At 72.6% G+C, this 26,727-nt stretch carries 17 protein-coding genes; 7 read left to right on the top strand and 10 right to left on the bottom strand.

Annotated elements, in window-relative coordinates; translation table 11 throughout:
• Positions 1-166 precede the first annotated feature (166 nt).
• The 5 genes from ACIA5C_RS44115 to ACIA5C_RS44095 all read right to left on the bottom strand — a co-directional run bounded on the left by ACIA5C_RS44115 (position 167) and on the right by ACIA5C_RS44095 (position 7,003).
• Positions 167-2,671, bottom strand: a complete 2,505-nt coding sequence (locus ACIA5C_RS44115) for a glycoside hydrolase family 3 protein (RefSeq protein ID WP_396066408.1) — start codon at positions 2,669-2,671, stop codon at positions 167-169.
• A gap of 25 nt (positions 2,672-2,696) precedes the next feature.
• The gene (locus ACIA5C_RS44110) at positions 2,697-3,692 is read right to left on the bottom strand and encodes an asparaginase (protein ID WP_396066406.1); all 996 of its coding nucleotides are present in this window, start codon (positions 3,690-3,692) and stop codon (positions 2,697-2,699) included.
• On the bottom strand, positions 3,682-4,950 hold the full coding sequence (locus ACIA5C_RS44105) for an NAD(P)/FAD-dependent oxidoreductase (RefSeq protein WP_396066404.1): 1,269 nt from the start codon (positions 4,948-4,950) through the stop codon (positions 3,682-3,684). The genes ACIA5C_RS44110 and ACIA5C_RS44105 overlap by 11 nt, the downstream gene beginning before the upstream one ends.
• A complete protein-coding gene (locus ACIA5C_RS44100) occupies positions 4,947-5,399 on the bottom strand; it encodes an Lrp/AsnC family transcriptional regulator (RefSeq protein ID WP_396066402.1) in 453 nt (150 codons plus the stop codon). Before ACIA5C_RS44100 ends, ACIA5C_RS44105 begins: the two co-directional genes overlap by 4 nt.
• Before the next feature lie 167 nt (positions 5,400-5,566).
• Positions 5,567-7,003, bottom strand: a complete 1,437-nt coding sequence (locus ACIA5C_RS44095) for a gamma-aminobutyraldehyde dehydrogenase (protein WP_396066400.1) — start codon at positions 7,001-7,003, stop codon at positions 5,567-5,569.
• A 56-nt stretch (positions 7,004-7,059) separates the two neighbouring features.
• Here ACIA5C_RS44095 and ACIA5C_RS44090 point away from each other — a divergent pair, with 56 nt between their 5' ends.
• Positions 7,060-9,309, top strand: a complete 2,250-nt coding sequence (locus ACIA5C_RS44090; RefSeq protein WP_396066398.1) for an ATP-binding protein — start codon at positions 7,060-7,062, stop codon at positions 9,307-9,309.
• A 63-nt stretch (positions 9,310-9,372) separates the two neighbouring features.
• Here ACIA5C_RS44090 and ACIA5C_RS44085 read toward each other — a convergent pair whose 3' ends face one another.
• Positions 9,373-10,254 (bottom strand): TIGR03560 family F420-dependent LLM class oxidoreductase, encoded by an 882-nt coding sequence (locus ACIA5C_RS44085; RefSeq protein ID WP_396066396.1) that lies wholly within the window; start codon positions 10,252-10,254, stop codon positions 9,373-9,375.
• 96 nt (positions 10,255-10,350) lie between these two features.
• Here ACIA5C_RS44085 and ACIA5C_RS44080 point away from each other — a divergent pair, with 96 nt between their 5' ends.
• The 5 genes from ACIA5C_RS44080 to ACIA5C_RS44060 all read left to right on the top strand — a co-directional run bounded on the left by ACIA5C_RS44080 (position 10,351) and on the right by ACIA5C_RS44060 (position 18,909).
• Entirely contained in the window at positions 10,351-10,767 is a 417-nt protein-coding gene (locus ACIA5C_RS44080) for a YciI family protein (protein ID WP_396066394.1), read from the top strand.
• A complete protein-coding gene (locus ACIA5C_RS44075) occupies positions 10,764-11,942 on the top strand; it encodes an RNA polymerase sigma factor (protein ID WP_396066392.1) in 1,179 nt (392 codons plus the stop codon). Before ACIA5C_RS44080 ends, ACIA5C_RS44075 begins: the two co-directional genes overlap by 4 nt.
• Before the next feature lie 77 nt (positions 11,943-12,019).
• Entirely contained in the window at positions 12,020-15,031 is a 3,012-nt protein-coding gene (locus tag ACIA5C_RS44070) for an FtsX-like permease family protein (protein ID WP_396066390.1), read from the top strand.
• Positions 15,028-18,009, top strand: a complete 2,982-nt coding sequence (locus tag ACIA5C_RS44065) for an FtsX-like permease family protein (RefSeq protein ID WP_396066388.1) — start codon at positions 15,028-15,030, stop codon at positions 18,007-18,009. Before ACIA5C_RS44070 ends, ACIA5C_RS44065 begins: the two co-directional genes overlap by 4 nt.
• 15 nt (positions 18,010-18,024) lie before the next feature.
• The gene (locus tag ACIA5C_RS44060) at positions 18,025-18,909 is read left to right on the top strand and encodes an alpha/beta fold hydrolase (RefSeq protein WP_396066386.1); all 885 of its coding nucleotides are present in this window, start codon (positions 18,025-18,027) and stop codon (positions 18,907-18,909) included.
• A gap of 684 nt (positions 18,910-19,593) precedes the next feature.
• Here ACIA5C_RS44060 and ACIA5C_RS44055 read toward each other — a convergent pair.
• The 4 genes from ACIA5C_RS44055 to ACIA5C_RS44040 all read right to left on the bottom strand — a co-directional run bounded on the left by ACIA5C_RS44055 (position 19,594) and on the right by ACIA5C_RS44040 (position 23,433).
• Positions 19,594-21,282: a DEAD/DEAH box helicase gene (locus ACIA5C_RS44055; protein WP_396066384.1), complete on the bottom strand. Its 1,689-nt coding sequence runs from the start codon at positions 21,280-21,282 to the stop codon at positions 19,594-19,596.
• A gap of 221 nt (positions 21,283-21,503) precedes the next feature.
• Positions 21,504-22,235, bottom strand: a complete 732-nt coding sequence (locus ACIA5C_RS44050) for a DUF72 domain-containing protein (RefSeq protein ID WP_396066382.1) — start codon at positions 22,233-22,235, stop codon at positions 21,504-21,506.
• Positions 22,236-22,265: 30 nt separating this feature from the next.
• A complete protein-coding gene (locus ACIA5C_RS44045) occupies positions 22,266-23,027 on the bottom strand; it encodes a VOC family protein (RefSeq protein WP_396066380.1) in 762 nt (253 codons plus the stop codon).
• 31 nt (positions 23,028-23,058) lie between these two features.
• Entirely contained in the window at positions 23,059-23,433 is a 375-nt protein-coding gene (locus ACIA5C_RS44040) for a hypothetical protein (protein ID WP_396066378.1), read from the bottom strand.
• Positions 23,434-23,664: 231 nt separating this feature from the next.
• On the opposite strand from ACIA5C_RS44040, the gene ACIA5C_RS44035 reads away from it, so the two are divergent.
• Positions 23,665-26,712, top strand: a complete 3,048-nt coding sequence (locus tag ACIA5C_RS44035; RefSeq protein ID WP_396066376.1) for an amidohydrolase family protein — start codon at positions 23,665-23,667, stop codon at positions 26,710-26,712.
• Positions 26,713-26,727 lie beyond the last annotated feature (15 nt).

Raw genomic sequence — 26,727 nt, 5'->3', positions numbered from 1 at the left:
GGATGACCGGCGCCGGGCTGTCCGCGGCCGACTGCACCGCTCTGCTGCGGCAGTACCGCAAGGAAGTAAGTCTGCACGTCTTGGATGACCCGCGCAGCCGGGTGAGGACCGGGGAGGGTCAATGTCGGTTATCGGACCGGGGACCGCGAGCCGGTCGGCCGGCCGTTCAGAACATGCTCCGCAGGTGTTCGAACGCCTTGGTTGCCGCGCCGGCCGTGCGGGCCTGGTCGGCTCGGGCCAGCCTGGTGGCCCACTCCGGGCCGCCGTTGCCGGCCAGCGCGCGGGCCTGGGCGGCGTCGGTGACGACCGACAGCACTGTGTCCTGGACGGCCGGGGTCTTCAGCGCCGATGACGCCAGGCGCAGCGTGGCATCGGAGACCCGCAGGCGGCCCGCTGTGTCCCAGTTGTGCGAGGCCAGCAGGGCGGCCACTGCACCGGCGGGGTGCGGGCCCGCCGCGGCTTGGAGGCGGGCGCGGCCGGAGTCGGTGCGCAGGCCCCAGCCGTACGGGTAGAGCGGCCGGTAGTGCGCGTCGCCCACGTTGATCGGCTCCTGGGCGGCCGACGCGGGCCACGTCACCGGCAGGCGGCCGGTGAACGGGGCCCGGCCGAACAACACGTCGGCCACGCCCTCGCCCTCGGAGCCGGGCAGCCACGACGCGACCAGGGCGTCGACGGAGCCCAGGGCGGGGATGACCTGCGGACGGCCGGAGACGACCAGCACCACGCAGCGGGGCAGCGCCGCGCAGACCCGGGATACGACCGCGCGGTCGGCAGGCTGCAGGGCGAGCGACTTCGGCTCGTTCTGTGGGGGTGCGCACCACGAGCAGCCGGGCGCGCCCACGTCGCCCAGGCCCTCGGCGTAGGGCGTCTCGCCGACCACGACCACGCCCACGTCCGAGCCGGTGAACGGGGCCGACGCGTCGGGGCTGAAGGTCACCTGCGGGTCGGCCTGGCGGATGCCCTGCAGGATCGTCGTGCCGGGGATCGAGGCGCCTGACCGGCCCTGCCAGTCGAGGGTCCAGCCGCCGGCCTGGTTGCCGATGTCGTCGGCGTTGCGGCCGGCGACGTACAGGTGGGCGGAGGGCGACAGCGGCAGCAGGCCACCGGCGTTCTTCAGCAGGACCTGCGACTCGGCGACGGCCTTCCGGGCGACGGCCCGGTGCGCCGGGTCACCGACGGTGCCGGCGGGGGACGGGGCGTACGGGTGGTCGAACAGTCCGATCCGGAACTTCGTCCGCAGGATGCGCCGCACCGCGTCGTCGATGCGGGACATCGGGACCCGGCCGGCCGCGACCTCGCCGGTCAGGACCTGTTCGAACTGGGAGGCCGTGCCCGGTTCCATGAACATGTCGATGCCGGCGTTGACCCCGGCGCTGACCTGTGCCGGCGTGGGGGCCGGCGCGCCGGTCGGGTCGGGCAGCTGGTGGATGCCCTCCCAGTCGCTGATCACGAAGCCGTCGAAGCCGATCCGGCCCTTGAGGGTGCCGGTGATCAGGTCGCGGTTGGCGTGCATTTTGACCGGGGTGCCGGTCAGGTCGACGCTGGAGAACGACGGCATGACCGCGCCCACGTGGTGGTCGCGGACGGCCGGGTAGTAGGGGGCGAGATCGATGCGGTCGAAGGACGCCCGGTTGGTCACGGTGACGCCCTGGTCGATCGTGTAGGAGCCGCTTCCCGTGCCGTACCGCGTGTCGCCGTCGCCCGCGAAGTGCTTGACCGTCGCCAGCACACCGCCCTGCTGCAGCCCGTCGATGGCGGTCTCCATGCGGGTGACCAGGCCGGGGTCTTCGCCGAAGCTCTCGTACGCCCGGCCCCACCGCTCGTCGCGGGCCACGCAGACGCAGGGTGCGAAGTCCCACGGGATGCCGGTCGCGCGCATCTCGGTGGCGGTGGCGCGATAGGTCTCGTAGGTCAGCGCCGGGTCGCGGGCCGCGCCGAGGCCGACGTTGTGCGGGAAGATCGTCGCGCCGAGCACGTTGCCGTGGCCGTGCACGGCGTCGATGCCGTAGAGCAGGGGGATCTGCAGGGGAGTGCTCATCGCGTACCCCTGGAAGGTGTTGACCATCGAAGCCCAGGCGTCCGGGGTGTTCGGCGTCGGCGCCGAGCCGCCGCCGGAGAGGACGGAGCCGAGCCGCAGGCTAGCGACGGCCGACGGGTCGGAGGTGACCGCGGCCCGCTCGGCCTGGGTCATCTGGCCGATCTTGTCGGCCAGGGTCATGCGGCCGAGCAGGTCGTCGACCCGGCGTTCGACCGGCCGGTGGGCGTCGAGGTAGGGCAGACCGTGCGCGTTGACCACGACCAGCGGCCGGGTGGTGAGGCGCGCGCCGTCGACCCGCAGGTCGAGGGGGAGCGGGGTGGCGGTGGCCGGGCCGGTCGCGGCGGGCGCGGCGACCACGATCTGGGCCGGGCTGCCGGACGGGGTGCCCTTGTCGAAGAGCAGCGACGTGCCCGCGTAGGACAGCGAGGCCGGGGCGCTCAGCGGCCGGCCGTCCGACGTGGTGACGGTCAGCGAGACCGTGGTCCACGATCCCGGATCCATCGTGTAGACCGGCTGGGCCGGCGTGAACGTGGTGCCCTGGGCGTCGGTGGCGGCCGAAACCGGGCCGGCCGGGGCGGCGGCGATCAGCAAACCGGACAACGCCGCCCCCAGGAGGGCGCGGATCCGAGTCATGCCGACCTCCGCGGGATATCGACGCCTATAAGAACGGCCACCGCTCAGTGGAGCTTACCTGCCCGGCCACCCCGAAGGCGGCCCGGATCTGTGCCGAAGATGCGCCGGCCGCGAGCGCGAACTGCAGCAGCAGCCGCGCCTTGTAGGGGTGCAGGAAGCCGGCCGGGACGGCACCGCGCCGCTGCAGATCGGATTCCGATCCCGGGTAACCGTAGGTCCTGTGGAGCACCGGGCCCGATCCGGTGCGGGTCGCGAGCACCACCGGCATCCGCGCGCACAGCGAGTCGATCAGTGGGGTCCAGCCCGACGGCACATGTCCGACCCCGAACCCGGCGATCACCACGCCGTCCAGAACGGTGGCCATGGCGGCGAGCGCCGATCCGTCATCGCCCAGCGAAGCCGGATAGATGCCCACGTTCGGCAGAGCGGAGGGCCGCGGCAGCGTGTGCCGGGACGCCCTCGGATTCACCACGACGGGGGCACCCTCGACCAGATATCCGAGCGGGCCGCCATCGACCGACACGAACGTTGCGATGCCTGTGGAATGGGTCTTCCGCACCCGCGCCGCCGGGTGGATCTCGTCGGCGAAGACCACGACACAGCCCACATCGGACAGCGAGCCCGCGACGGTCACCGCGCCGAGCAGGTTGGCCGGGCCGTCCGGCCCGGCAAGCATCGGGTTGCGCATGGCACCGGTCACGACGATCGGTTGCGGTCCGCGGTGGACCAGGTCGAGGGCGTACGCGGACTCCTCGATCGTGTCCGTGCCCTGAGTGACCACGGCCCCGGCCGCCCCGGCGGCGAACCGTTCCGACAGCAGCCGGTGCAGCGCCATCAGGTCGGGCACCGTGACCGACGAACCGGGCAGACTGCGGAAGCTCAGCGCCTCGACATTCGACGGCAGCCCGGGCACCGCGTCGATCAGGTCCTGAGCGGTGAGACTCGGCGCGACGCCACCGGCGGACGGCCGCGCCGACGCGATGGTGCCGCCGAGCGCGGCGACCACGATGTCACCCGGCACGCTTCTCCCAGGCGTCGCGCAGCGTGGTCGCGCGCAGCGCCGCGTTGATGCCGAGCCAGCGGATCGGCTCCGGCTCCCACCGGCGCGAACGGTGCCCGACCCACGGCAGCGTCGTGCGTTCGGTCTGCTCACCACGGATCAGATCGGCCAGCGTACGCCCGGCCAGGTTGGCCGCCGCGACGCCGTCGCCGACATAGCCGCCCGCCCAGCCGAAGCCGTCGGCGAGGCCGACGCTCGGCATCCAGTCGCGCGGGATGCCCAGCGGGCCACCCCACCGGTAGGCGATCGGGGGATCGATGCCGAACATCTCGGTCAACGTGTGGCGAAGGCTGTCGAAGACGGCCGGCACCCGGTCGAAGCCGGGCTCGATGCGCGAGCCGAAGTGATAGGGCGCCCCGCGCCCGCCGAACGCCAGGCGGTCGTCCGCGGTCCGCTGGCCATAGATGATCATGTGCCGTTCGTCGCTGAACGTCTCCCGGCGGGCCAGGCCGATCCGTTCCCAGGCCGAGGCGGGCAGCGGCTCGGTGGCGATCATCAGCGAGTAGACCGGGGCCAGCGCGCGCCGATGGCCGTCGAGCCGGGCGGTGTAGCCCTCGAGCGCCCGCACGACGGTCGGCGCCCGGACCGTGCCGTGGTCGGTGACGACGCTGCCGCGGCTGAGCCGCAGCACCCGGGTGTCCTCGAAGACCTGCACGCCGAGCCGCTCGACCGCGTCGGCCAGCCCGCGCACCAGCTTGGCGGGGTGGATCGCGGCGCAGTCGGGGTGGTAGACGCCGCCGAGCACGTCGCTCGCACCGCAGATGGACCGCGCGGTATCCGCGTCGACGAAGCCCTCCTCGCCGGTGATACGGCGAAGCTGCACCGCCGAGCGGGCCAGCGTGATGGTGCCGCCCTTGGCGTAGTCGCAGTCGATGCCCTCCGCCGCGGCGCGGCGTCCCACCTCGTCGACCGCGTCGGCCAGCGCCGCGTGCATCGCGGTCGCCCGGGCCGCGCCGAAGCGCCGGGCCAGCTTGGACTCGGGCACCGGGAAGAGGCCGGAGGCCCAGCCGCCGTTGCGCCCGGAGGCACCGAAACCGGCGTACTCGGCCTCGATCACCGCGATTTTCAAGGCCGGGTCGGCGACCGCCAGGTAGTAGGCCGTCCACAAGCCGGTGTAGCCGCCGCCCGCGATCGCGACGTCGACGGTCAGGTCGCCGCCCAGCGGCGCCCGCTTTTTCACCGGGCCCAGGGAGTCGAGCCAGAAGGACGGTGCGGTCATCGGGTTCCCCACGCGTAGCTCTGTTTCGCCAGTTTCAGGTACATGAAGGTCTCGGTGAACGTGACGCCCTCGACCGCACGCACCTTGTCGTTGAGCAGGTCGAGCAGGTGCTCGTCGTCGGTGCAGACCAGTTCGACCAGCAGGTCGAACCCGCCCGCGCACACCACCACGTAGTCGACCTCGGGGATCGCCGCGATCTTGTCGGCGATCTTGCGCAGATCGCCGTTGACCTTGAGGCCGACCATCGCCTGCCGGGCGAAGCCCAGCGTCAGCGGATCGGTCACCGCGACGATCTGCATCAGGCCACCGTCGAGCAGCCGCTGCACCCGCTGCCGCACGGCGGCCTCGGAAAGCCCGATAGTCTTGGCCAGCGTCGCGTACGACATGCGGCCGTCGCGCTGCAGGTGCTCGATGATCTGCTTGTTGACGTCGTCCAGGGCCTCGTTCACGCCTGCGTTTATCGCAGAGTTGTCCGGCCTTGACAAGTGTTTCACTCGTCGGGACCCTGCTATGGCACGGTTTCCGCGTGCACCAGGGGGCTTTATTCGCAAGGGGCAGGGAGAGGTCCGGGCCACCGCCATGTCCCGGGCCCCTCTCGTTAGCCGGCGCGCGGAAATCAGCCCAGCGAGTGCATGACGTGCTTGATGCGGGTGTAGTCCTCCAGGCCGTACACCGACAGGTCCTTGCCGTGCCCGGAGTGCTTGAACCCGCCGTGCGGCATCTCGGCGACCAGCGGGATGTGGCAGTTGACCCAGACGCAGCCGAAGTCGAGGCGCTGCGTCATCCGCATCGCCCGGCCGTGGTCCTTCGTCCAGACCGAGGACGCCAGACCGTACTGCACGCCGTTGGCCCAGCGGACCGCCTCGTCCTCGTCGGTGAACCGCTGCACGGTGATCATCGGGCCGAAGACCTCGTCCTGGATCAGCTCGTCCTGCTGCCGCAGTCCGGAGACGACCGTCGGGGCGTAGAAGTAGCCCCGGTCGCCGACCCTGTTTCCGCCGGCGTTCAACACCGCGTGGTCGGGCAGCCGGTCGACGAAGCCGCCGACCCGGGACAGCTGGTTGGCGTTGTTGAGCGGGCCGTAGAACGCGTCCTCGTCGTCGGGGGCGCCGGTGCGGGTGCCCTTGGCCGCCTCGGCCAGCGCGGCCACGAAGTCGTCATGCACGCCCGGGCTGGCCAGCACGCGGGTCGCGGCGGTGCAGTCCTGACCGGCGTTGAAGTAGCCCGCCTCGGCGATCGCGGACGCGGCGGCCTCGACGTCGGCGTCGTCGAAGACCACGACCGGGGCCTTGCCGCCCAGCTCGAGGTGGGTGCGCTTGAGATCGGCGGCAGCGGCGGTGGCGACCTCCATGCCGGCCCGCACCGACCCGGTGATCGACACCTGCTGCGGGGTCGGGTGGCTGACCAGGGCCCGGCCCGTGTCGCGGTCGCCGACGATCACGTTGAGCACGCCCGGGGGCAGGAACTCGGCCGCGATCTCGGCCAGCATCACCGTCGAGACCGGGGTGGTGTCGGACGGCTTGAGCACGACCGTGTTGCCGGCCGCGATCGCGGGCGCGAGCTTCCAGATCGCCATCATCAACGGGTAGTTCCACGGCGTCACCTGCGCGCACACGCCGATCGGCTCGCGCCGGACGTAACTCTCGAAGCCGGCCAGGTATTGACCCGCCGAGCGGCCCTCGAGCAGCCGGGCGGCGCCGGCGAAGAAGCGGATCTGGTCGATCGCCGGCGGCAGTTCCTCGCTGGTGGTCAGGCCGATCGGCTTGCCCGTGTTCTGCGACTCGGCCCGCACGAGCTCGTCGGTCTTCGCCTCGACGGCGCCGGCGAACTTGAGCAGGGCCTGCTGCCGCTCGCTCGGCGTGGTGTTGCGCCACGACTCGAACGCGGTCGCGGCCGCCTCCATCGCGCGGTCGACGTCGGGCTTGCCGGAGACGGGCGCTGCCGCGAACACCTCGCCGGTGGCCGGGTCGATCAGATCTTCGTAACGACCCTCGGCGGGCGCGGCCGTGGCGCCGCCGATGAAGTTGTGCAGCACGGTCTTGTTGTCAGGCACCGGGGGCTCCAGACGCAGGAAAGGTCACTAGAGGCCCCATCTTTGCACTGATTCCGTTGCTGACAAGCCCCCCGACCCACGACTTCCGTCATCCGGCTCAGCCGCCGGCGTACTCGGCCGAACTGCCTGGAGTGGCCTGGACACACGCGGGGACCGATGCCGACGGCCGGCTCTCCGACGCCGTGCGCCTGCGTCGTCTGCGGGAGACCGGCATGCTCGGCGGCGCGCCGTACGCGTCGCTCGACCGCCTGGCCCGCGCCGCCGCACACCAGCTGCGCGCCGAGTGGGCCCTGATCTCGCTGCTCGACGCCGACCGCCGGGTGGTCGCCGGCTCGGCCGGCCCGGTGCCCGCGCACACCTTCTGCCGCCTGGTCCTGGACGCCGACGCGCCGCTGCTGATCGGCGACGCGCGCACCGACGAGCGGATCGGCGAGCACCCGGCGATCGGGGACGGCGTGATCGCGTACGCCGGGTTCCCGCTCCGCAGCCTCGACGGTCACGTGCTGGGGGCGTTCTGTGTGCTCGACCGCCGGCCGCGCGAGTGGGAGCCGCGCGAGCTGCTGCTGATCGAGGACCTGGCCGCGGCGGCCGGTAACGAGATCGAGCTGCGCGCCGCCGCCCGCCTGAGCGAGCGCGCCCTGGCCCGCCAGCACCGCGCCGAGGTGGTGCGCGAGCTGCAGCTCGGCGTGGCCCGGGTGCTGGCCGACGCCACCACCGCCGAGCAGGCGGCCGACGGCACCACCGAGGCCGTGGCCCGGGCGATGGGCTGGGCGTTCGGCGAGTTCTGGCAGGTCGACGACCCGGCCGGCACGATCTCGCGGGTCGGCCACTGGTGCGACCCGGCCCTGGACCTGAGCGCGGTCACCGGGGACCGGCCGTTCACCCTGCACCGCGGGGAGGGCCTGGCCGGCAACATCTGGGCCGCCGAGAGCGAGCTGTGGGCGACCGAGGTGGCCGACGATCCGCGCATCGCGGTGCGCGAGGAGCAGGTGCGTGCGGCCGGCCTGCACACCGCGATCGGGGTGCCGGTGCGCTCGGACAACCGCATCCTCGGCGTGCTGCTGTTCTTCTCGGCCTCGGCCGACGAGCCGGACGAGGAGCTGATCGGCGCCCTCGACGGCGTCTGCGCCCACCTCGGACGCCACATCGAGCGCCGCCGGGCCGAGCAGCTGGCGCTCGCCCTGACCGCCGCCCGGCGTGACTTCGACCGGGTGATCGCCCAGGTCAAGGACTATGTGTGGACGGTCGAGGCGCTGCCCGGCGGCTCGGTCGTGTCCCGCTTCGCCAGCCCCGACGCCAGCGGAGTGTTCGGCGAGACCGCACTCGGCATCGAGGGCGACGTGGTCGCCGCCGTGCAGCGCCGCGTGCACCCCGACGACCGGCCGATCTTCGACGGCTTCTGCGCCCGTGTCCTGAACGGCGAACCGGCCGAGTACGAGCTTCGGGTCGTCGCCCCGGACGGCGACGTCCGCTGGGTCTGGACCCGGGCGGTGCCCCGCCGGGACCGGGACCGGCTGCTCATCGACGGGATCAGCACCAACGTCACCGAGCGCCGCCGGCTGGCCGAGCAGCAGGACCAGTTGCTCGCCGACCAGCAGGCCCAGAACCGCCAGCTGCGCCGGCTCGACCGGCTCAAGGACGAGGTGGTCGCGCTGGTCAGCCACGAGCTGCGCAACCCGCTCGCGGCGATCCGCAGCTACGCCGAGACCCTGCTCGAGGACCCCGGGCTGACCGCCGACCAGCGGCACCTGACCGAGGTGATCGACCGGCGCAGCGGCCACATGCAGCACCTGGTCGACGATCTGCTCGACGCGGCGAAACTCGAGACCGGGCAGCTCCATCTCGACCCGAAGCCGATCTCGGCGACCCGGCTGATCCGGGAGGTCGTCGAGGCCCAGCAGCCGGCGGCGGCCGCGAAGTCGGTCACGGTCACGGTCGGGGCACCCCGGCACCTCGAGGTGCACGCCGATCCCGTACGCCTCCGGCAGGTGCTCGACAACCTGCTCGCGAACGCCATCAAGTACACGCCGGACGGGGGTGCCGTACGCGTGGAAGCCGCCGCCGGACCGCGTCCCGAGACCACCGTGGTGATCGTCTCGGACAACGGCATCGGCATCCCGGCCGACCAGTACCCGCAGCTGTTCGAGCGGTTCTTCCGCGCGAGCAACGCCGTGCAGCAGGGCATCAAGGGCACCGGGCTGGGCCTGGCCATCACCAAGGCGATCGTCGAGGCGCACGGCGGCAGCATCGCCGCCGCCCCGGCTCCGGGCGGCGGCACCTGCTTCACCGTCGTGCTGCCCAGCTGAACTGGAGCTAGCTGAACCGGGCTAGCTGAACCGGGCTAGCTGAACCGGGCTAGCTGAACCGGGCTAGCTGAACTGGGGCAGGACCTCCGCGGCCAGCTTCAGCATCGGGTCGTGGTCGTAGGCGACCCGCGGGATGTAGAAGTTGACGTAGTCGGCACCGGCCTCGATCAGCTTCTCGACCCGGCCGATGTTGTCGGCCGAGGAGGCCGCCAGGTCGAGGTCGATGTTCGTCGACTTGATGATGCTGTCGTAGTCGCGGCCCAGCTTGTCGCAGTGCTCGCGCAGCACCGCGCACTTGCGGGCGAGCAGTTCCGGGTCGCCGCCGCCGATGTTGGCCGCGTCGGCGTACTGCGCGACCAGCTTGAGGGTGACCTTCTCGCCGCCGCCGCCGATCCAGAACGACGGGTGCGGCTGCCGGACGCCCTTCGGCTCGTTGATCGGCTTGTCGATCGAGTAGTGCTTGCCCTGGAAGACCGGCTCGTCCTCGGTCCACATCTTCTTGATGATCTGGACCGCCTCCTTGAACTCGGCCATCCGCTCGGGCACGTCGGTCCAGCGGTAGCCGTACGCCTTCCACTCGTGCTCGTACCACCCGGCGCCGATGCCCGCGTAGAGCCGGCCGTGGCTGGCCACGTCGACCGTCGACGCGATCTTGGCGTACAGCGAGGGCTGCCGGTAGCCGTTGCAGCCGACCATCTGGCCGATGTTGATCCGCTGGGTGTCACGCGCCAGGGTCGCGGTGGCGGTCCAGCACTCGAAGGTCGTGTTCATGGTCGGCTCGGGCACGGTGTGGAAGTGGTCGTAAAGCCAGATCGAGTCCCACGGGCCGGCGTCCGCGGCCTTGGCCACCGCGGTCATCGCCTCGTACTGCTCGACCGGATCGGCGATCTCGACCAGGTCCATCTTCCAGCCCTGTGGGACAAAGACTCCGAAGCGCACGCTCATGGTCAACAACTTAACCCGCAGGGCATGTCGAAAACCTGCGGGCCGTGCCGTCTATCGGGTAGAGGAACACCTGACCATGGAAGGAAAATGTCTCTCATGCCGCGTTACCTGCTGATCGTCGACTACCAGCCCGGCGTCATCGACACCCCGATGGAGAAGTGGAAGCCGGCGGAGATCAAGGCACACATGGACTACTACGACGCCCTCAACGCGGAGCTCACCGCGAGCGGCGAACTGGTCGGCGGCGAGGCGCTCACCGGCCTGGAGTACGCGAAGGTGGTCACCGCCGACGGCCGCACCGCCCCGGTGGTCACCGACGGCCCGTACGCCGAGTTCAAGGAGATGCTGGCCGGTTTCCAGACCGTGGTGGTCGACTCGGAGGCCCGCGCGCTCGAGATCGCGGCCCGCGTGTCGGCCGTGCCCGGCCCGGGCGGGGTGCCGCTGCAGCAACCGATCCACGTGCGCCGGGTCATGGAGGCCGCCGACTTCGACCGGCTGATGGCCGGCGAGTGATCGCTGACCTGCTGCGCGAGTGCGCCGCGCCGGTGCTCGGCGCGCTCGCCCGGCGGACCGGTGACTTCCCGGCGGCCGAGGACGCGGTGCAGGAGGCGCTGCTGGCCGCCGCGCTGCACTGGCCGCGGGAGGGCGTACCGGAAAATCCCCGCGCCTGGCTGTTGCAGGCCGCCTACCGCAAGTTCATCGATCAGGCCCGCGGCGACGCCGCCCGGCGGCGTCGCGAGGAGACGGTCTTCCGGCTCGAGGTGCCGGCGGAGGCGTCCGGGACCGACGACACCCTGGCGGTGCTGTTCCTGTGCTGCCATCCCGCGCTGACCCCGGCGTCGGCGATCGCGCTGACGCTGCGGGCGGTCGGTGGCCTGACCACGGCCGAGGTAGCGGCCGCGTTCGGCGTGCCCGAGGCCTCCATGGGCCAGCGGATCAGCCGGGCCAAACAGAAGATCAAGGACTCCGGCCGGCCCTTCGGGCGCCCGTCGGAGGACCGGGTGCCTTCCGTGCTGCACGTGCTCTACCTGCTCTTCAACGAGGGGTACGCGTCGAGCACCGGACCCACCCTCAACCGGGTCGAACTCTGCACCGAGGCGATCCGGCTCGCCCGCCTCGTCCACCGGCTGCTGCCCGGCGACGCGGAGGCGGCCGGCCTGCTGGCGCTCATGCTGCTCACGGACGCGCGCCGGCCGGCCCGCGCCGACGCCGGCGGCGATCTGATCCCGCTCGACGAGCAGGACCGTACGCTCTGGGACCGTGACCTGATCGCCGAGGGAACCGCCCTGATCGACGCCGCCGTGCAACGTGGCGCCGTCGGCGAATACCAGCTCCAGGCGGCGATCGCCGCCCTGCACGACCGGGCCCGGACCGCCGCCGAGACCGACTGGCGGCAGATCCATGCGCTCTACGAACTCCTGGAGCGCATGACCGGCAGCCCGGTAGTGGCGCTCAACCGGGTCGTCGCGCTGGCCATGGTGGACGGTCCGCGGGCCGGCCTGAAGTTGCTCGACGACCTGGGGGAACGGGCCGCGGGCGGGCATCGCCGGGACGCCGTGCGCGCGCACCTGCTGGAACGGGCCGGGGAGACGGCGGCGGCGATCGAGGCCTACCGGGCAGCCGCGGCCGCGACGACCAGCCTTCCGGAACGGCGCTACCTGACCATGCGAGCGGCCCGTCTCGGATAACGGTCTCGCAACGGGGTCGCCTTTGCGGGGCGGGTCGCGACAGGCTGTCTCATGGTTCGGGCACGGGACGGGGGCAGATGTACTACGTGAGCTTCGGCGCGGTCCGCCGGCGCACCGGGCAGGCCGTGCTGGTGGCGGTGCTGGCCGCGATCCTGACCACGGCCGCGGTCGCCGGATGCTGGTACGGGTTCGCGATCGCGTCGCGGGCGGCGGGTGCCGTGGTCGACGCGGCGCCGGCGTCCGAGCGCGTGGTCTCGGTGCAGCAGGAGGCCGGCACCGCGGGCGACCCGCGAGCCGGGCTCGACGCGTTCGGCACCCGCATCCAGGGGCTGCTCACGCTCCCCGGCGCGGTGCCGCTGACCGGTCTCGTGGCCGACACGACGTACACCCAGTCGGGCCGGGACGCCGCCGGCGTCAGCACCGGTCTCCCGCTGGCCTACCGCGACGACTTCTGCGCACACGTGCGCCTGACCGGCTCCTGCCCGGCCGCCGCCGGAGAGGCCGCGATCAGCGCCGACGTCGCCCAGCGCACCAAACTCAAGCCGGGCGACCGCATCGCGGTCAACCCGTTCGCCGGCTCGGGTTCGGTGCCGCTGCGCCTCACCGCGATCTACACCGTCACCGACCCGGCGGGCCTCTACTGGACCGACAAGCTCTTCCTCTCGCACGGCGACTTCGACCCGGCGTTCACCACTCTCGACACCTTCCGCACCCCGGTGCTGGAACAGCCGACGCTCTCCTACGACCTGCCGGTACCGGCGGCGCTGCTGCGCGGCGACGACCTCTACGACCTCAACGGCGTGCTCAACGCGGCGGAGCCGCGTTTCGCCGCCGCCCAGCTTTCCCTCGGCAATCCGACCGGCAAGCTCTTCGACCGCGTACGCGCTCAGCGCGCGACAGTTCTCCGGGACGTCCTGATCGCCCTCGGCCAGCTCATCGTGCTGGGCTGGTTCGCGATCGGGCTGGCCGGACGCTTCACCGGTCGCGACCGCCGGGCCGACGCCGGCCTGCTCAAGCTCCGCGGCACGTCCCGCGGCGCCATCCTGCGGCTGGCCACCGGCCAGCACCTGATCCCGCTGCTGGTCGCCGGTCTGATCGGCATCCCGCTCGGCGCCGCCGGGGCCTGGATCGTGGCCGGGCGCATGCCGGTGCGCGCGGAGTGGTGGCCGGCCCTGCTGTTCTCGGTCGGCGCCGCCGCCCTGGTCGTGCTCGGCGCGCTGGCCGCCCTGGTCGCGGCCGACGCGATCGCCCAGCGGGCGCCGGTCGTCGCGCTGCTGCGCCGGGTACCGTCGGCTCGCCGCGACTGGCGTTCCGGCGTCGTCGACCTGGCGTTCGTGGCGCTGGCCGGGGGAGCGGTCTACCAGGCCCGCACCGGCGGCCCGGACAGCGGTCTCGGCGTGCTCGCCCCGGCCCTGGTCGCGCTGGCCATCGGCCTGGTGCTGGCCCGGCTGCTGCGCTGGACCGCCGACCGGGCGGGCGGCGCCGCCGTGCGGGCCGGGCGGCTGCGGTTCGGCCTGACCGCGGTGCAGATCTCCCGCCAGCCCGGCACCGATCGCGCGTTCGCCCTGGTCACCGTCGCGGTGGCGATGGTCGCGATCGCGGCCGGCGGGCTGTCGGCCGGGCGCACCGAACGCACCGATCGGGCTCAGCAGCAGCTCGGCGCGCCCCGCGTGCTCGACGTCCGGCCGACCACCGCGACCGCCCTGGAGAACGCGGTCCGGCAGGCCGATCCGTCCGGCCGCTACGCGATGGCCGCGCTGCTCGACGGCAACAGCAACCCGCCGCTGCTCGCGGTCGACAGCGCCCGGCTGGCGTCGGTCGCGATCTGGCGCCCCGAGTACGGGCCGGTGACCGCCCTGGGGCGGGGCGACCTGCCGCCGCCCAAGCCGCTGCCCGCGATCACCGGCAACGCGCTGACCCTGAAGGTCAACAGCGGCCGCACCCAGCCGTCGCTGCTCGGCCTCACCGTGCAGAACGAGGCGACCGGCGCGGTCACACGTCTCGAGTTCCAGCACATCATGACCGGCGAGCAGAGCCTCACGCTGCCGCTGAAGGGCTGCACCACCGCTCCGGGCTGCCGCCTGGTCAGCTTCGAACTGTTCACCACCACCGACACCAACGGCAACCCGGTACCCGCCGCGCTCACCATCGAGTCGCTCAGCCAGTCGGGGCCGGCCGCGACCGTCCTCGACGGCCCGACGCTGGGCGACGTCAGCCGCTGGCGCGGCGACTTCAGCGGCCTGGCCCTGCGGATCCGGGCGACCCCGCAGGGCCTGGTCCTGCGGGCGGTCGTCTCCGACCAGTCGGCCCAGGTCTCCGGCACCAAGATCTATCCGGTCGACACCCCGCTGCCGATGCCGATCGTGCTGGCCGGCGAACCGGTCTCCGACTGGCGGTTCGAGGACGCCTCGACCACCCGGTTCGGCGGCCAGAGCGTGCCGGTCCGGATCGCCGGCCAGCCGCGGCTCCTGCCCGCGCTCGGCGACAGCGGCATCCTGGTCGACCTCGACGCGATGCGCCGGGTCGCGGCCGACGCCCAGCTCGGTGGCAACGCCCAGGTCTGGCTCGCGGCCGACGCGCCGCCCGGCGTCGTCGACGCGCTCCAGCAGCACGGGCTGACCGTGGTCGGCGACCGCACCACGGCCGCCCAGGCCGCGCGCTGGGCTGCCCAGGCCGACGTCATCGGTGCGCCGTTCGAGCTGTTCACCGTGCTGCTGGCGGTGCTGGTCGCGGCCACCATGGTCGCGGTGGTGGCGATCGTCGAGCGGGAGCCGCAGGCCGACCAGCTGCGGGCGCTGCGCGTCCAGGGACTGTCGCGGCGGGTTGCGGTCACCTCCGCGTACGCCGGGGTGGCCGCGCTCGTCGCGGCCGGTGTCCTGGCCGGTCTGCTGGCCGCCGTCCTGGCCCGTCCGATCGCCGCGGTGACCGCACCGCCGTTCGCGGACCACTGGCGGCTGATCCCGCCGCCCGACCCCCTCGGACCGGGCGCGCTCGGCCTGGCCGCCGCCGTGGCCGCGGTCGCGCTCGCCGTCGTCGCCGTCGTCTCCGTCCGCCCGCTCGTGCACCAAATGCGGGGGACCGCCCGATGATCGCGCTCGTTCTCACCATGGTCTGGAACCGCCGCGGCCAGGCCGCCGTGCTCGCCCTGCTGGCGCTCTTCGGGGTGACCGCCGCGGTCGCCGCGCCGGCGTTCCTGCGGGCCGCCGACCGCGCGGTCGCCGCCGGCCAGGTCGCCAACGCCCAGCCCGCCGAGCTCAGCCTCGAGATCCTCTCCGCGCAAATCGACCACCGGCACGACGCGCCCGGCGCGCCGACCTCGGACGTCAACCTCCCGACCACCGGCGGCGCCCTGACCGACCTGCCCGGGTTCCAATACGTCTACGCCGTCGAATTCTCGACCGTCGGCATCGACCCCGATGATCAGAACCGCACCCGTTTCGTCTACCGGCAGCGCGTCTGCGAGCACCTGACGATCGTCGCCGGGCGCTGCCTGGCCGGCGAGGGCGACGTCATCCTCGGCGCGCAGATGGCCAAGAAGTTCCACCTCAAGCCCGGCGACTCGGTGACGCTGACCTACGCCACCCACGCCAGCGGCCCGCCGCCCGCCTACGTTCCGGCCGGCGACCCCAAGCAGTTCCTCGTCGCCGGCATCTACCGGGTGGCGCACCCCGACGACGTCTTCTGGGGTCCGCACGAATACTTCACCGCCGGTGACGAGCCGGCGTTCGCCGGTTCCGCCTCGCTCGCCGCGATGGACAAGGGCAGCATCGAGTCCACCCTGGACGGCTACGCCGGCCCGGGCGCCCTCGCGGTCGACAAGCTCCCCGCGATCCGCACCGGTCTGGCCCAGCTGCAGGCCAGCGCCGCGCAGCTCGGGCCCGGCCTGCAGTTGTCCTCCGGCCTCACCACGCTGATGGCCCGGATCGACCAGGGCCGCACCGCGGCCCACCGGATCGTCCCCGTCCTGGCCGTCTGCCTCGTGCTGCTCACCTGCCTGACCATCTTCCTGGCCGTCGGCTACGGCACCGAGGGCCGCCGGCCGGAACTGGCCGTGGTCGCGCTGCGGGGCGCCCGCTGGGGTCAGCGCTGGTGGCTGGCGACCGGCGAAAACCTGGTCGCCATCCTGGCCGGCTCGATCGCCGGCTGCCTGACCGGTCAGCTCGTGGTCAACCTCTTCGCCGCCTGGCGCTTCCCCGGGGTCGGCGCCGACGCCGGACTGGCCTCGCTGCGCTGGGCACCGGTCGCCGCCGGCGCCGCCCTGATCACCGCGCTCGCCGCCGAACGCCGCCAGCTCGCCACCCCGGTCACCGAGCTGCTGCGCCGGATCCCTCTCGCCCCGCGTACCGGCCGCGCGATCGCCGCCGAAGTCGTGGTGGTGCTGCTGGCCGCCGTCGCGGTGGTCCAGCTCATGCTGACCGACGGCGAACTGACCGGCGTCGGCTCGTTCGCCACCGGCCTGGTCGTGGTCGCCGCCGCGCTGGTCGCCGGGCGCCTCCTGCTGCCCTGGGCGACCGTGATCGCCCGCCGGGCGTTGCGCGCCGGCCGTCTCGGGTCCGGCCTGGCCGGCTTCCAGCTGTCCCGGCGGCCGGGCGCGATCCGGCTCTTCGCGCTGCTCGTGGCCACGGTCGCGGTGGCCGGATACGCCGCCGGCGCGGTCGACGTGGCGGCCCGCGGGCGGGGCGTGGAGGCCGGGCTCGGCACCGGCGCCGACCGGGTGCTGACCGTCGCCCCGGTGTCCCGCCAGGCCCTGCTCGGCGCGGTCCGCACGGCTGACCCGGGCGGAAAATACGCGATGGGCGTCGTCCGGATCACCGCCGACAAGCAGCACCCGCCGGTGCTCGCGGTCGACAGCACCCGCCTCGCCGCGGTCGCCCAGTGGCCGGCCGACGGGCCGAGCGTGACCCGGGCGGCCCGGCTGCTGCGCCCGCCGGCCGCACCGGCGCCGCTGCTCAAGGGCGCCGACCTGACCTTCGACCTCACCACCGAGGGCTTCGGGTACGGCAAGGAGGTCACGGTCACCGCGATCGTCTCGCCCATCGGCGACCTCAGCGACGAACTGGTGCGGCTCGGGGTGATGCGGAACGGCCGGCACACCTACTCGTACGAACTGCCCCAGTGCGAGCCGGGCTGCTACCTCAACACGATGCGGATCGAGGGCGGCGAGGGCTCGTCCGACGTGGCGGGCAAGCTCACCCTGCACGCGATGACCAGCGTGCCGGCCGCCGCACTCACCGCGCCGGGCCGGTGGCGGGCCGGCAAGGGCGGCACCGTCGCACCGGCCCCCGACGGTCTGCTGATCGACGTGACCTCGCTGAACGGGCTCCCGGAAGGCATGGCCGTGCAGCCCGCCGACACCCCGATGCCGGTGCCGGTGGCGAGCGCCGGGCCCGGCGGTGGCCCGGTGATGTCCGGGCTCGACGCCCATGACGTCGCGGTCAGTCACGTCGCCCAGATCCCGGCCGTCCCCGGCATCGGGGTCCCGGCGACCCTGGTCGACCTCGACTACCTCGACAAGGTGTCCAGCGACGGCGGGCAGAGCGTCTCGCAGGTCTGGATGACCTCCGACGCCCCCGTGTCGGTCCGGGAGGCGCTGTCCAAGGCCGGGCTGCTGATCACCTCCGACCTGACCGCGGCCCAGGTGCGCCGCCAGCTCGACGACCAGGGGCCGGCCCTGGCCCTCTGGTTCTACGTCATCGTGGCCGTGCTCGCGACCGCGCTGGCGGCGGGCGCGCTGGTCCTCTCGGCCGGGGTCGACCGGCCCCGCCGGGTGGAAGACCTGTCGGCGCTGCGCGGGCAGGGACTGAGCCGCGCGGCGCTGCGGACGGCGATCCTGTGGACCTACCCGGTGCTGGTCGCGGTGGCCGTGGTGGCCGGCGTGCTGATCGCCCGCCTCGGCTGGCTCCTGACCGGCTGGGCACTGCCCCTGGCCGGCCTCGATCCGCCGCCGCTGCCGCTGCCCGGCGCGCCGCACCCGCTCGTGCTGCTGGCCGCCGGGCTGGTCATGTTCCTGGTACTCGCGCTGGTCGCCGTCCTGTCCGGGCGACGGACGCTGCGCCTGATCCGGTGAGATAGGTTGGGCTGCATGCCTGAGGTGCGGTCCAACGGGATGACGATCAGCTACGAGACGCTCGGCGACCCCGCCGACCCGGCCCTGCTACTGATCATGGGTCTGGGCGCGCAGCTGGTCGACTGGCCCGACGAGTTCTGCGGGCTCCTTGCCGGCCGCGGTTTCCACGTGATCCGCTTCGACAACCGTGACATCGGCCTCTCCATCTGGCTCGACGACCTGCCGCTGCCCGACCTCGGCGCCGTCTTCGGCGGCGACTTCGCGACCGTGCCCTACCTGTTGAGCGACATGGCGGCCGACACCGCCGGGCTGCTCAAAGAACTGGGCGTCCAGCAGGCGCACGTGGTCGGCGCCTCGATGGGCGGCATGATCGCCCAGCAGCTGGCCATCGACCGCCCCGACCTGGTCGCCAGCCTCTGCTCGATCATGTCGACGACCGGCGACCGCACGGTCGGGCACCCCACCGCTGAGGCCGCGGCCGCGCTGATGCGCCCGCCCGCCACCAGCCGCGAAGACGCGATCGCGGGCGCGGTGGCCGGCTCCAAGGCGATCGGCTCGTGGGCCTTCGGCGTCTTCGACGTGCCAGAAGACGAGATCGTCCGCAAGGCGGCCGCCAAATACGACCGCGCCTACCACCCGGCCGGCACGTCCCGGCAGTACGGCGCGATCGTTGCCTCACCCGACCGCACGGCCGCCCTCGGCGCGGTGACGGTGCCGACCCTGGTCGTCCACGGCGAAGCCGACCCGCTGGTCGACGTCAGCGGCGGCCGGGCCACCGCGGCCGCCGTCCCCGGCGCGAAACTGCTCATCATCCCCGGCATGGGCCACGACCTGCCCCGCGCCGCGTGGCCCCAGATCGTCGACGCGATCGTGGCAAATGCCGGGGGAACGGCCGCCTGAAGCTCTTCTGCGGGTGCCACCCCTGCCGGCGGCTGGGTGGGCGGGCGCTGACCTCGTACTCCCCGGCCGCGGGATCCGCGACCGGCCAGAGCACTGCCGAGCGGACAAGACAAGACGTTGCGTCACGGCGCACGGTGCGGTCGACCAAACCACCAGCATGGTGGGCAGCACCAACCGGCTCCGACCGCGATCATCCGCCCCGCCCAGCCGGGGAACAGCCGGGCGGGGCGGCGAACCAGGGTGGCGTTCGCGATGCCGCGCCCCGCGATCAGCGGACTCCCGCCGGCGTGCACCGGAGGACGCCGCCGTCGTCCACCAGGAGCCCACCGATCGCCGCCACGACCACGCCGACCAGCCACCGCGCGGCCCGCAGCACCCGGCTGGCCGAGCAGGACCAGCGCGGTCGTGCCGCACCGGCAGTGCTGAGCGGTGGTGATCGGACAGGTCAGCGTCCGATACAGCTCGTCGTGGCTGCCGCGAGCCGCTGCCGCATGCCGAGCGAATACGCTCCGGTGCTCTTGTTGGCGGCCCCGGTCAGCCCGCTCGACCCGCGCGGCTCTCCACCCGGCGGCGCGCCTTGCATGACCGTGGGCGCGTCGCCGCTCTATCCCGGACGGCTGAGGCCCAGTCCGATCACCGCGCTGAAGATCGGGTGCGTTCGTCGGCCGCGGACGATGCGAGGTTCTAGCGGGCGTAGCGTTCGCGGCGCACGGTGGGCCGCCGGCCCCGGATGGTGCTGCGTTGCACCGCCGCGATCACCATGTCAGCGGCCGACTCGGGGACCTCCACCAGGGAGAACCGGTCGGTGATCTGGATCGCGCCGATCTCGCGGGCGCTCAGCCCCGACTCGCCGGCGATCGCACCGACCAGGTCCTCCGGACGAAGCCCGGCCCGTCGGCCGATCCCGAAGAACAGGCGCGTCACTGCCGAGTCGGACCCGCCGGAGCGGGCCGGCGGGCCGGATTTGCGGTTGCCCGGGCGGGCGTCGCGGCCGCCTTGCGGGGCCACCGGCGAGGGGATCTCCTCGTCGTCGGCGTCGCCGCCGGCCGCCTCGTGCAGAAGCTTGACCGCGGCGAGCGCGATGTTCTCGACATCGAACTCGTCGGTCAAAGAGTCGAGTACGACCCGGAACCGTTCGAGGTCGTCGGTTTCCAGGCTGGTCTGCAACGCGGTGCGGGTCAGTTCCAGCCGCCGTGCCCGCAGGTCGGTGACGGTCGGAAGCTTCTCCAGCGTGATCCGCTGCCCGGTGAGCCGCTCGATGGCCTTGAGCATCCGCTGCTCCCGCGGTTCCGCCAGGGTGATGGCGGAACCTTCCCGGCCGGCCCGCCCGACCCGGCCGATGCGGTGCACGTACGCCTCGGGCGCCGTCGGCACATTGAAGTTGATGACGTGGGTCAGCTGTTCCACGTCGAGGCCCCGGGCCGCCACGTCGGTCGCGACGAGCAGTTCGGTGCTTCCGCCACGCAGGCGACCCATCACCCGGTCGCGTTGATCCTGGCTGATCCCGCCGTGCAGGGCTTCGGCCCGGTAGCCGCGCCCGTTCAGCGTCTCCGTGACCTGGTCGACCTCTTCACGGGTGCGGCAGAAGACGATCGCCGCGGACGGCGCCTCCACGTCGAGGACCCGGCTGAGAGCGGCCGCACGGTGCGCGCGGGCGACGATGTAGGCGCTCTGCCGGACCAGCGGTATTTCCCCCGGAGCGGCACCTTGACGGCCCATCGTGATCCGGACCGGGTCGCGCAGGTGGCGGCGGGCGATGCCGTCGATCCGGGCGGGCATGGTCGCCGAGAAGAGCACCGTCTGCCGGTCCGCCGGGGTTTCGGCGAGAATCGCCTCGATGTCGTCGGCGAAACCCATGTCGAGCATCTCGTCGGCCTCGTCGAGGACGACGGTGCGCACCCCTGAAAGCTGCAGGGTCGCCCGATCGATGTGGTCGAGGACCCGCCCCGGCGTGCCGACGACGACATCGACGCCGCGGCGCAACGCCTGCAACTGCCGCCCGATCGGCTGACCGCCGTACACCGGCAGCACCCGCACACCCAGGTCGCGGCCGTACCGGTGGACGGCCTGCGAGACCTGCTCGGCGAGTTCCCGCGTCGGCACCAGAACCAGCGCCGCCGGTCCCGCGTCCGGCCGGTCGGGATCCAGTCGCTGCAGCAGGGGAAGCGCGAACGCGGCGGTCTTTCCGGTGCCGGTGGCGGCCTGCCCCAGCACGTCGTTGCCGGCCAGCAGCGGCGGGATCGCCTCCTGCTGGATCGGTGTCGGTTCTTCATAGCCGAGCTTGGTCAGTGCACGGAGCAGTTCCACCCGCAACCCCAGCCCGACGAAACCCGGCTCGGGCTCGAACGGTTGATGGTCCACGGCGACAACCATAGGAGAACTGCTCGACCGCCGGCGCACCGGGCGGCCCTCGGAGCCGACGGCGCCTGGAACGCGGGCAGCGAACTGTGGCCGTGGGCCCGCCTTACCGGCGTGTCGGCGTCGCCGCCTGACGCTGCGCCCACGGTGCATCTGGCGTCCGGTGCCGCAAGGTTTGAACTGGCAATGAGCCAAAGCTGCCCCAGATAGCGACCCGCACCGGGCAGCCACCGTGATCACGACCGGCTCCGCGCGTCTCGGCTCACCAGCTGGCTGAACCGCCGGGCGTCGTCGGCGCGGGCCAGGTTGTTGAACATCACGTACGCCGGGCCGGCGTCGACCGTCTTGGCGAGCTGGGCCAGCTCATCGTCCGTGTACACGTGGCGGGCGCCGGTGATGCCGTGCAGCCGGTAGTAGGCCATCGGGGTCAGGCTGGGCCGCAGGAACGGGTCGGCGGCGTGGGTCAGGTCCAGTTCCTCGCACAGATCCCGGACCACCTCGTCGGGCCACGGGCCGCGCGGCTCCCACAGCAGCCGGACCCCGGCCGGCCGGGGCGCTCGGGTGAGGAACTCGCGTAACCGCGCGATGGCGGGCTCGGTCGGCCGGAAGCTCGCCGGGCATTGCAGCAGGATCGCGGTCGCCTGCAGGATCGCGGCGCAGCTGAGCGTGGTGTCCCAGGCCCGCGCGACGACGGGCGTCCACCGGAAACCGCCGACCTCGGTGCGTTCCTCGGCCGTGAGCGGTGTGCGCAGCCGCCGGTACGTGGAGCTTCTCGCCTCGTGCGTGATCAGCTGCCATGCCTTGATGGTGAACTCGAACGCCGGTGGAACGGTGGCCCGCCACCGTCGCAGCGTCGCCTCGCGGGGTGGCTCGTAGAACGTCTGCTGCACCTCCAGCACCCGGAAGCGTTGCGTGTAGGACGTCAGCGCCATGCTTGCGCCGCACAGGCCCACCTTCACCGGCGTCATGTGCGGTGGTGTACCCCCGGATTGCGCCGGCTAGGCGCCGCTGAGGTCTTCGACCCGTTCGAAACCGAAGTAGTGGATCGAGCGGGCGCCGTGCCGGAGCAGGAGCGCGGCCAGCGTCTTGCTGCGCTCCTCGGTGCACGGCGCCACGATCACGGCGCCGCCGTGCCGCATGCCGGCCGTGTACAGCAGCAGGATCTGCTCGTAGTAGGTCCACTTCTGCAGCAGGCGTACGAGGTGCGCCCTCAGCCCGTGGCCGGTGCCGCGTTCGTCGAGGGTCGCGATGCCCCCGGGGCCGTGCAGCAACTCGACGTCGGCCAGGTCGATGCCCGCCTTCCTCATCTCCTCGAGCGCCGCCTCGGCCCGGTCGTGGTCGGGCAGCAGCGCGGCGACCGCGTCGACCGGGTGCGACTCGAACATCGACGGGTTGTCGACCGGTTTCCGTTCCCAGTAGACCTCGACCCGCCAGCCGTCCGGGTCGAGGCACTTGAAGGAGACCAGGTCGGGTTCGTCGTCCTCCTCGACGACCGGCACGTCCTGCTCGGCCAGGCGTTGCCGGAGCGCGCGGACCTCACCGGGGGCGGCCATCATGAATCCGAAGTGGAGGAACTCGGGCGCGGTGATGGCGGCGGCCGTCGGGTGCAGGGCCAGGTCGAACCCGTCGGCGTTGCGCACGATCACGGTGCCGTCCCCGTACTTCTGGGCGGTCGCCGGGTCGAAACCGAAGTAGGTGGCGTAGAAGGTCAGGCTGCGCTCGTAGTCACGGACGGGCAGGCCGAGATGTCCTAGCTGCATCCCGCCAGGCTGTGATGAACCGGGTGCCCTGTCAAGCGGGCAGGGCGGCCCGGAGGGCCTGAAGTGTGCCCGGCGTCCGCTTCCACAGGAGCCTGATCTTCGGTCCGTGCCGCAGCCGGACGGCCAGGCTGCTCGTGGCCACCCCCGCCGTCAGCTTCGCCGCGAGGATCTGCTCGAAGGCCAGCACCTGCACGTCGTTGTGGGTGGCGAGGTAGTAGGCCCAGGAGTCCCACCGGACGTCCATCTCGTCCTGGCTCGGCCGGCCGACGGTCAGCGCCTTGAGGATGGGTGAGGCGGGCGCGCGTTTGCCGATCCGGACCAGCGCCTCCTCGGTCAGCCACAGCTCGCCGTGGCCCCAGGTCGCCCAGCCGCGGGCGCACGAGTCGCTCAACAGACGTATCCGCATGATCCTCCTCGGGCCGTGGCTCGGCTTCGATCTGACCCGATCGGCAGCGGCGCAGGGTTCATGAGCTTTCTCGGGTTCCGATATCGGCGATGTACGCGATCGTCGCCGCCGACTGGCCCGCCACTCGCGCACACCTCGAGTCCCGTCTGGCATGACGACGGGGTGACAACCCGTGGGTAAGGCATCGAGACTCGTCGAAGGACTGAGCACCTCGACGGAAGGAACGGATCGATGACGGGAATCCCTCGGCGTTCGGTGATCGCCGGAGGCGCCGGCCTGGCCGGCGCCGCGTTGATCGGCGTGCCCACCCCCGCGGCCGCGAAGGCCGGAGCCAAGTCGCTGGCCCTGAACCAGGGCACCGACCTGGCGGCCCGCCTCTCGCCGGACCGGCGCACGATCGCGCTCGACCTGCTCGGCGTGCTGTGGCTGATCCCGGCCGCCGGCGGCCCGGCAAAGCGGCTGACCAGTGACTTCATGGACATCGCCCAGCCCGACTGGGCGCCCGGCGGCGATGAGATCGCCTTCCAGGCGTACGCGAAGGGGTCGTTCGATCTGTGGACGATTCGCCCGGACGGCTCCAAGCTCACGCGCCTGACCAGCGGACCGTTCGACCATCGGGAGCCGCGCTTCCACCCGGCCGGGCGGCCGATCGCCTTCTCGTCCGATCGATCGGGCAGTTACGGCGTCTACACCTGGGACAACGGCAAGATCACTCCGGTGGCCGACGGTTACGAACCGGCGTGGTCGCCGGACGGCACCAAGCTCGCCTTCGTCGTGGCCAACACCCGCATCGATGTGGTCGAAATGGCCACCGGCGCCCGGACCACCGCCGTCACGGTCCCCGCCGGCACGGTCCTGCACGCCCCCGAATGGACCCCGGACGGGCACGAGTTGATCTACACCCAGGTCGTTGACGGGCGCAGCGAGCTGTGGCGCCAGAGCACGCCGGTGATCACCGGCCAGGACGTCTTCCCCTTCCGGGTCTCCTGGCGTTCCGCGAACGAGTTCCTCTACACCGCCGACGGCAGCATCCTCCGGGGCGGGACGGGCAAGGGCCGCATCGGCTTCACGGCCGTCACCACGATCCGGCGGCCCACCTATCGCAAGCGTCACCGCGACTTCGACTCGACGACGCCGAAACCGGTCCGAGGCCTGGTCAGCCCGGTCCTGAGCCCGGACGGCCGGCAGGTCGCCTTCTGCGCCCTCAACGACATCTGGATCATGGAGATCGGGCAGAAGCCGCGGCGCGAGATCACCGGCCCCGGGTGGAAGTCGCATCCGGCCTGGTCGCCCGACGGCCGCCAGCTGTCCTACTCGACCGACCGGTCCGGCAAGCTCGACATCTGGCTCCGCGACCTCCGCACCGGCGCCGATCGGCAGCTGACGACCCTGCCGAACGCCGCCGCGGTCTCCGGCAGCTGGTCCCACGACGGTGCCCACCTGGCGTTCCTCGACCAGACCGGTGAGGTCTACACGGTGGAGGTAGCCACCGGCGCGGTCGAGAAGATCTATGCCGCCACCTTCGAACCCGGCCGCCCGACCTGGTCGGCCGACAACCGGACGGTCGCCCTGGCCGCGATCGTGCCCTACTCGGCCCGCTACCGGGAGGGCCTCAGCAAGATCCTGCTGATCGACCGGGCGACCGGCGCCGGCCGCTACCAGGACCCGCTAACCGACCGCTCGATACAGACCCGCGGCGACGACGGACCGGTCTGGTCGCCCGACGGCACCCGGATCGCGTTCGTGGTCGCCAGCGTGCTCTGGGTCGCGCCGGTCGCCCCCGACGGCACGTTCACCGGGCCGCCGCGGCAGGTCACCCGCGAGGTCACCGACGCACCGACCTGGAGCGGCGACTCCCGCACACTGCTCTACCTCTCGAACGGCCGGCTGCGCCTGGTCGCCGCCGCCGGCGGCGAACCGAGAACGGTTCCGGTCAGGTTGAGCTGGGCGAACACCTCACCCCGCGGGCGTACGGTCATTCGCGCGGGGCGGGTCTGGGACGGCTCTTCGAAGACCCTGAAAAGCGACATCGACATCGTCGTCGACGGCAACCGGATCAGTGCCGTCGAGCCGCACCGGGCCGGCCGCGACGGGGTGCAGGTCGACGTCCGCGACTCGGTCGTCATACCCGGCATCATCGACATGCACCACCACCGGGAGATGCAGGGCTATTCGTACGGCGCCCGCCAGGGCCGGCTCTGGCTCTCGCTCGGCATCACCACGACCCGCTCGCCGGGCAGCCCGGCCTACCACATGGTCGAGGAGCGCGAGTCGATCCAGTCCGGCGCCCGGCTGGGCCCCCGCTACCTGGCCACCGGCGAGGCGATCGACGGTTCCCGCATCTTCTACAACTTCATGCGGCCGACCTTCTCCGACGGGCAGCTCGCGCTCGAGCTGGAAAGGGCCGCGGCCCTCGATTACGACCTGATGAAGGCGTACGTCCGGCTGTCCGCGGCCCGGCAGCGGGCCGTCATCGACTGGGCCCACCGGCAGGGCATCCCGGCGACCTCGCACTACCACTACCCGGCCCTGGCGATCGGCGGCGACGGCATGGAGCACGTCGGGGCCACCAACCGGCTGGGCTATTCGCGGACGGTGAGCGCGCTCGGCGCCGTCTACTCCGACGTCGCCGACATCTTCCTGGCCACCGGCGCGTCGCTGACCCCGACCCTGTTCAACTCGCTGTTCCTGCTCGCCACCGACGACTCGCTGGTGGTCGACGAGCGGGTCAAGACCCTCTATCCGAGCTGGGAGTACGCCAACCTTCAGGCCTCCCTGGCATCGGCCCGCGCCACCGACCAGACCGCCAACCTGGCCAACCTGGCCCGGCAGGTCGCGCACGTCCTGCGCCTGATCCGGGGCGGCGGCACGGTCGTCACCGGCACCGACTCGCCGATCGTCCCGACCGCGGTGAGCACCCACATGAACCTGCGCGGCATGGTCGAGTACGGCGCCACCCCGTGGGAGGCGCTGAGCAGCGCGACCCGGGTGTCGGGGGAGTTCCTCGACCTGCCGCTCGGCCGGCTGGCCCCCGGCTACCTCGCCGACCTGGTCGTGCTCGGTGGCGACCCGCTCACCGACATCAAGCGGGCGGCCGACGTGCAGCAGGTGATGGCCAACGGCGTCCTGCACACCCCGGCCGACCTGATGGCCCCGTTCGGAGGGTCGGCGCCGCGCCGATCGGCGCCGGTCATCGACCGGACCAGGAGCGAAGGCTTCTGGTGGCACGACCCGCACTGGGTCGAGACGAGCCGCCACGCCTGCTGCTCCGACGACTGACCTCAGCAGTAGCTT

This window comes from Actinoplanes sp. NPDC051343 (assembly GCF_044455125.1).
In the GTDB taxonomy this organism is placed as follows: domain Bacteria; phylum Actinomycetota; class Actinomycetes; order Mycobacteriales; family Micromonosporaceae; genus Actinoplanes.
Note: the sequence above shows the minus strand (reverse complement) of the source record. Positions and strands in the feature narration are given on the sequence as shown.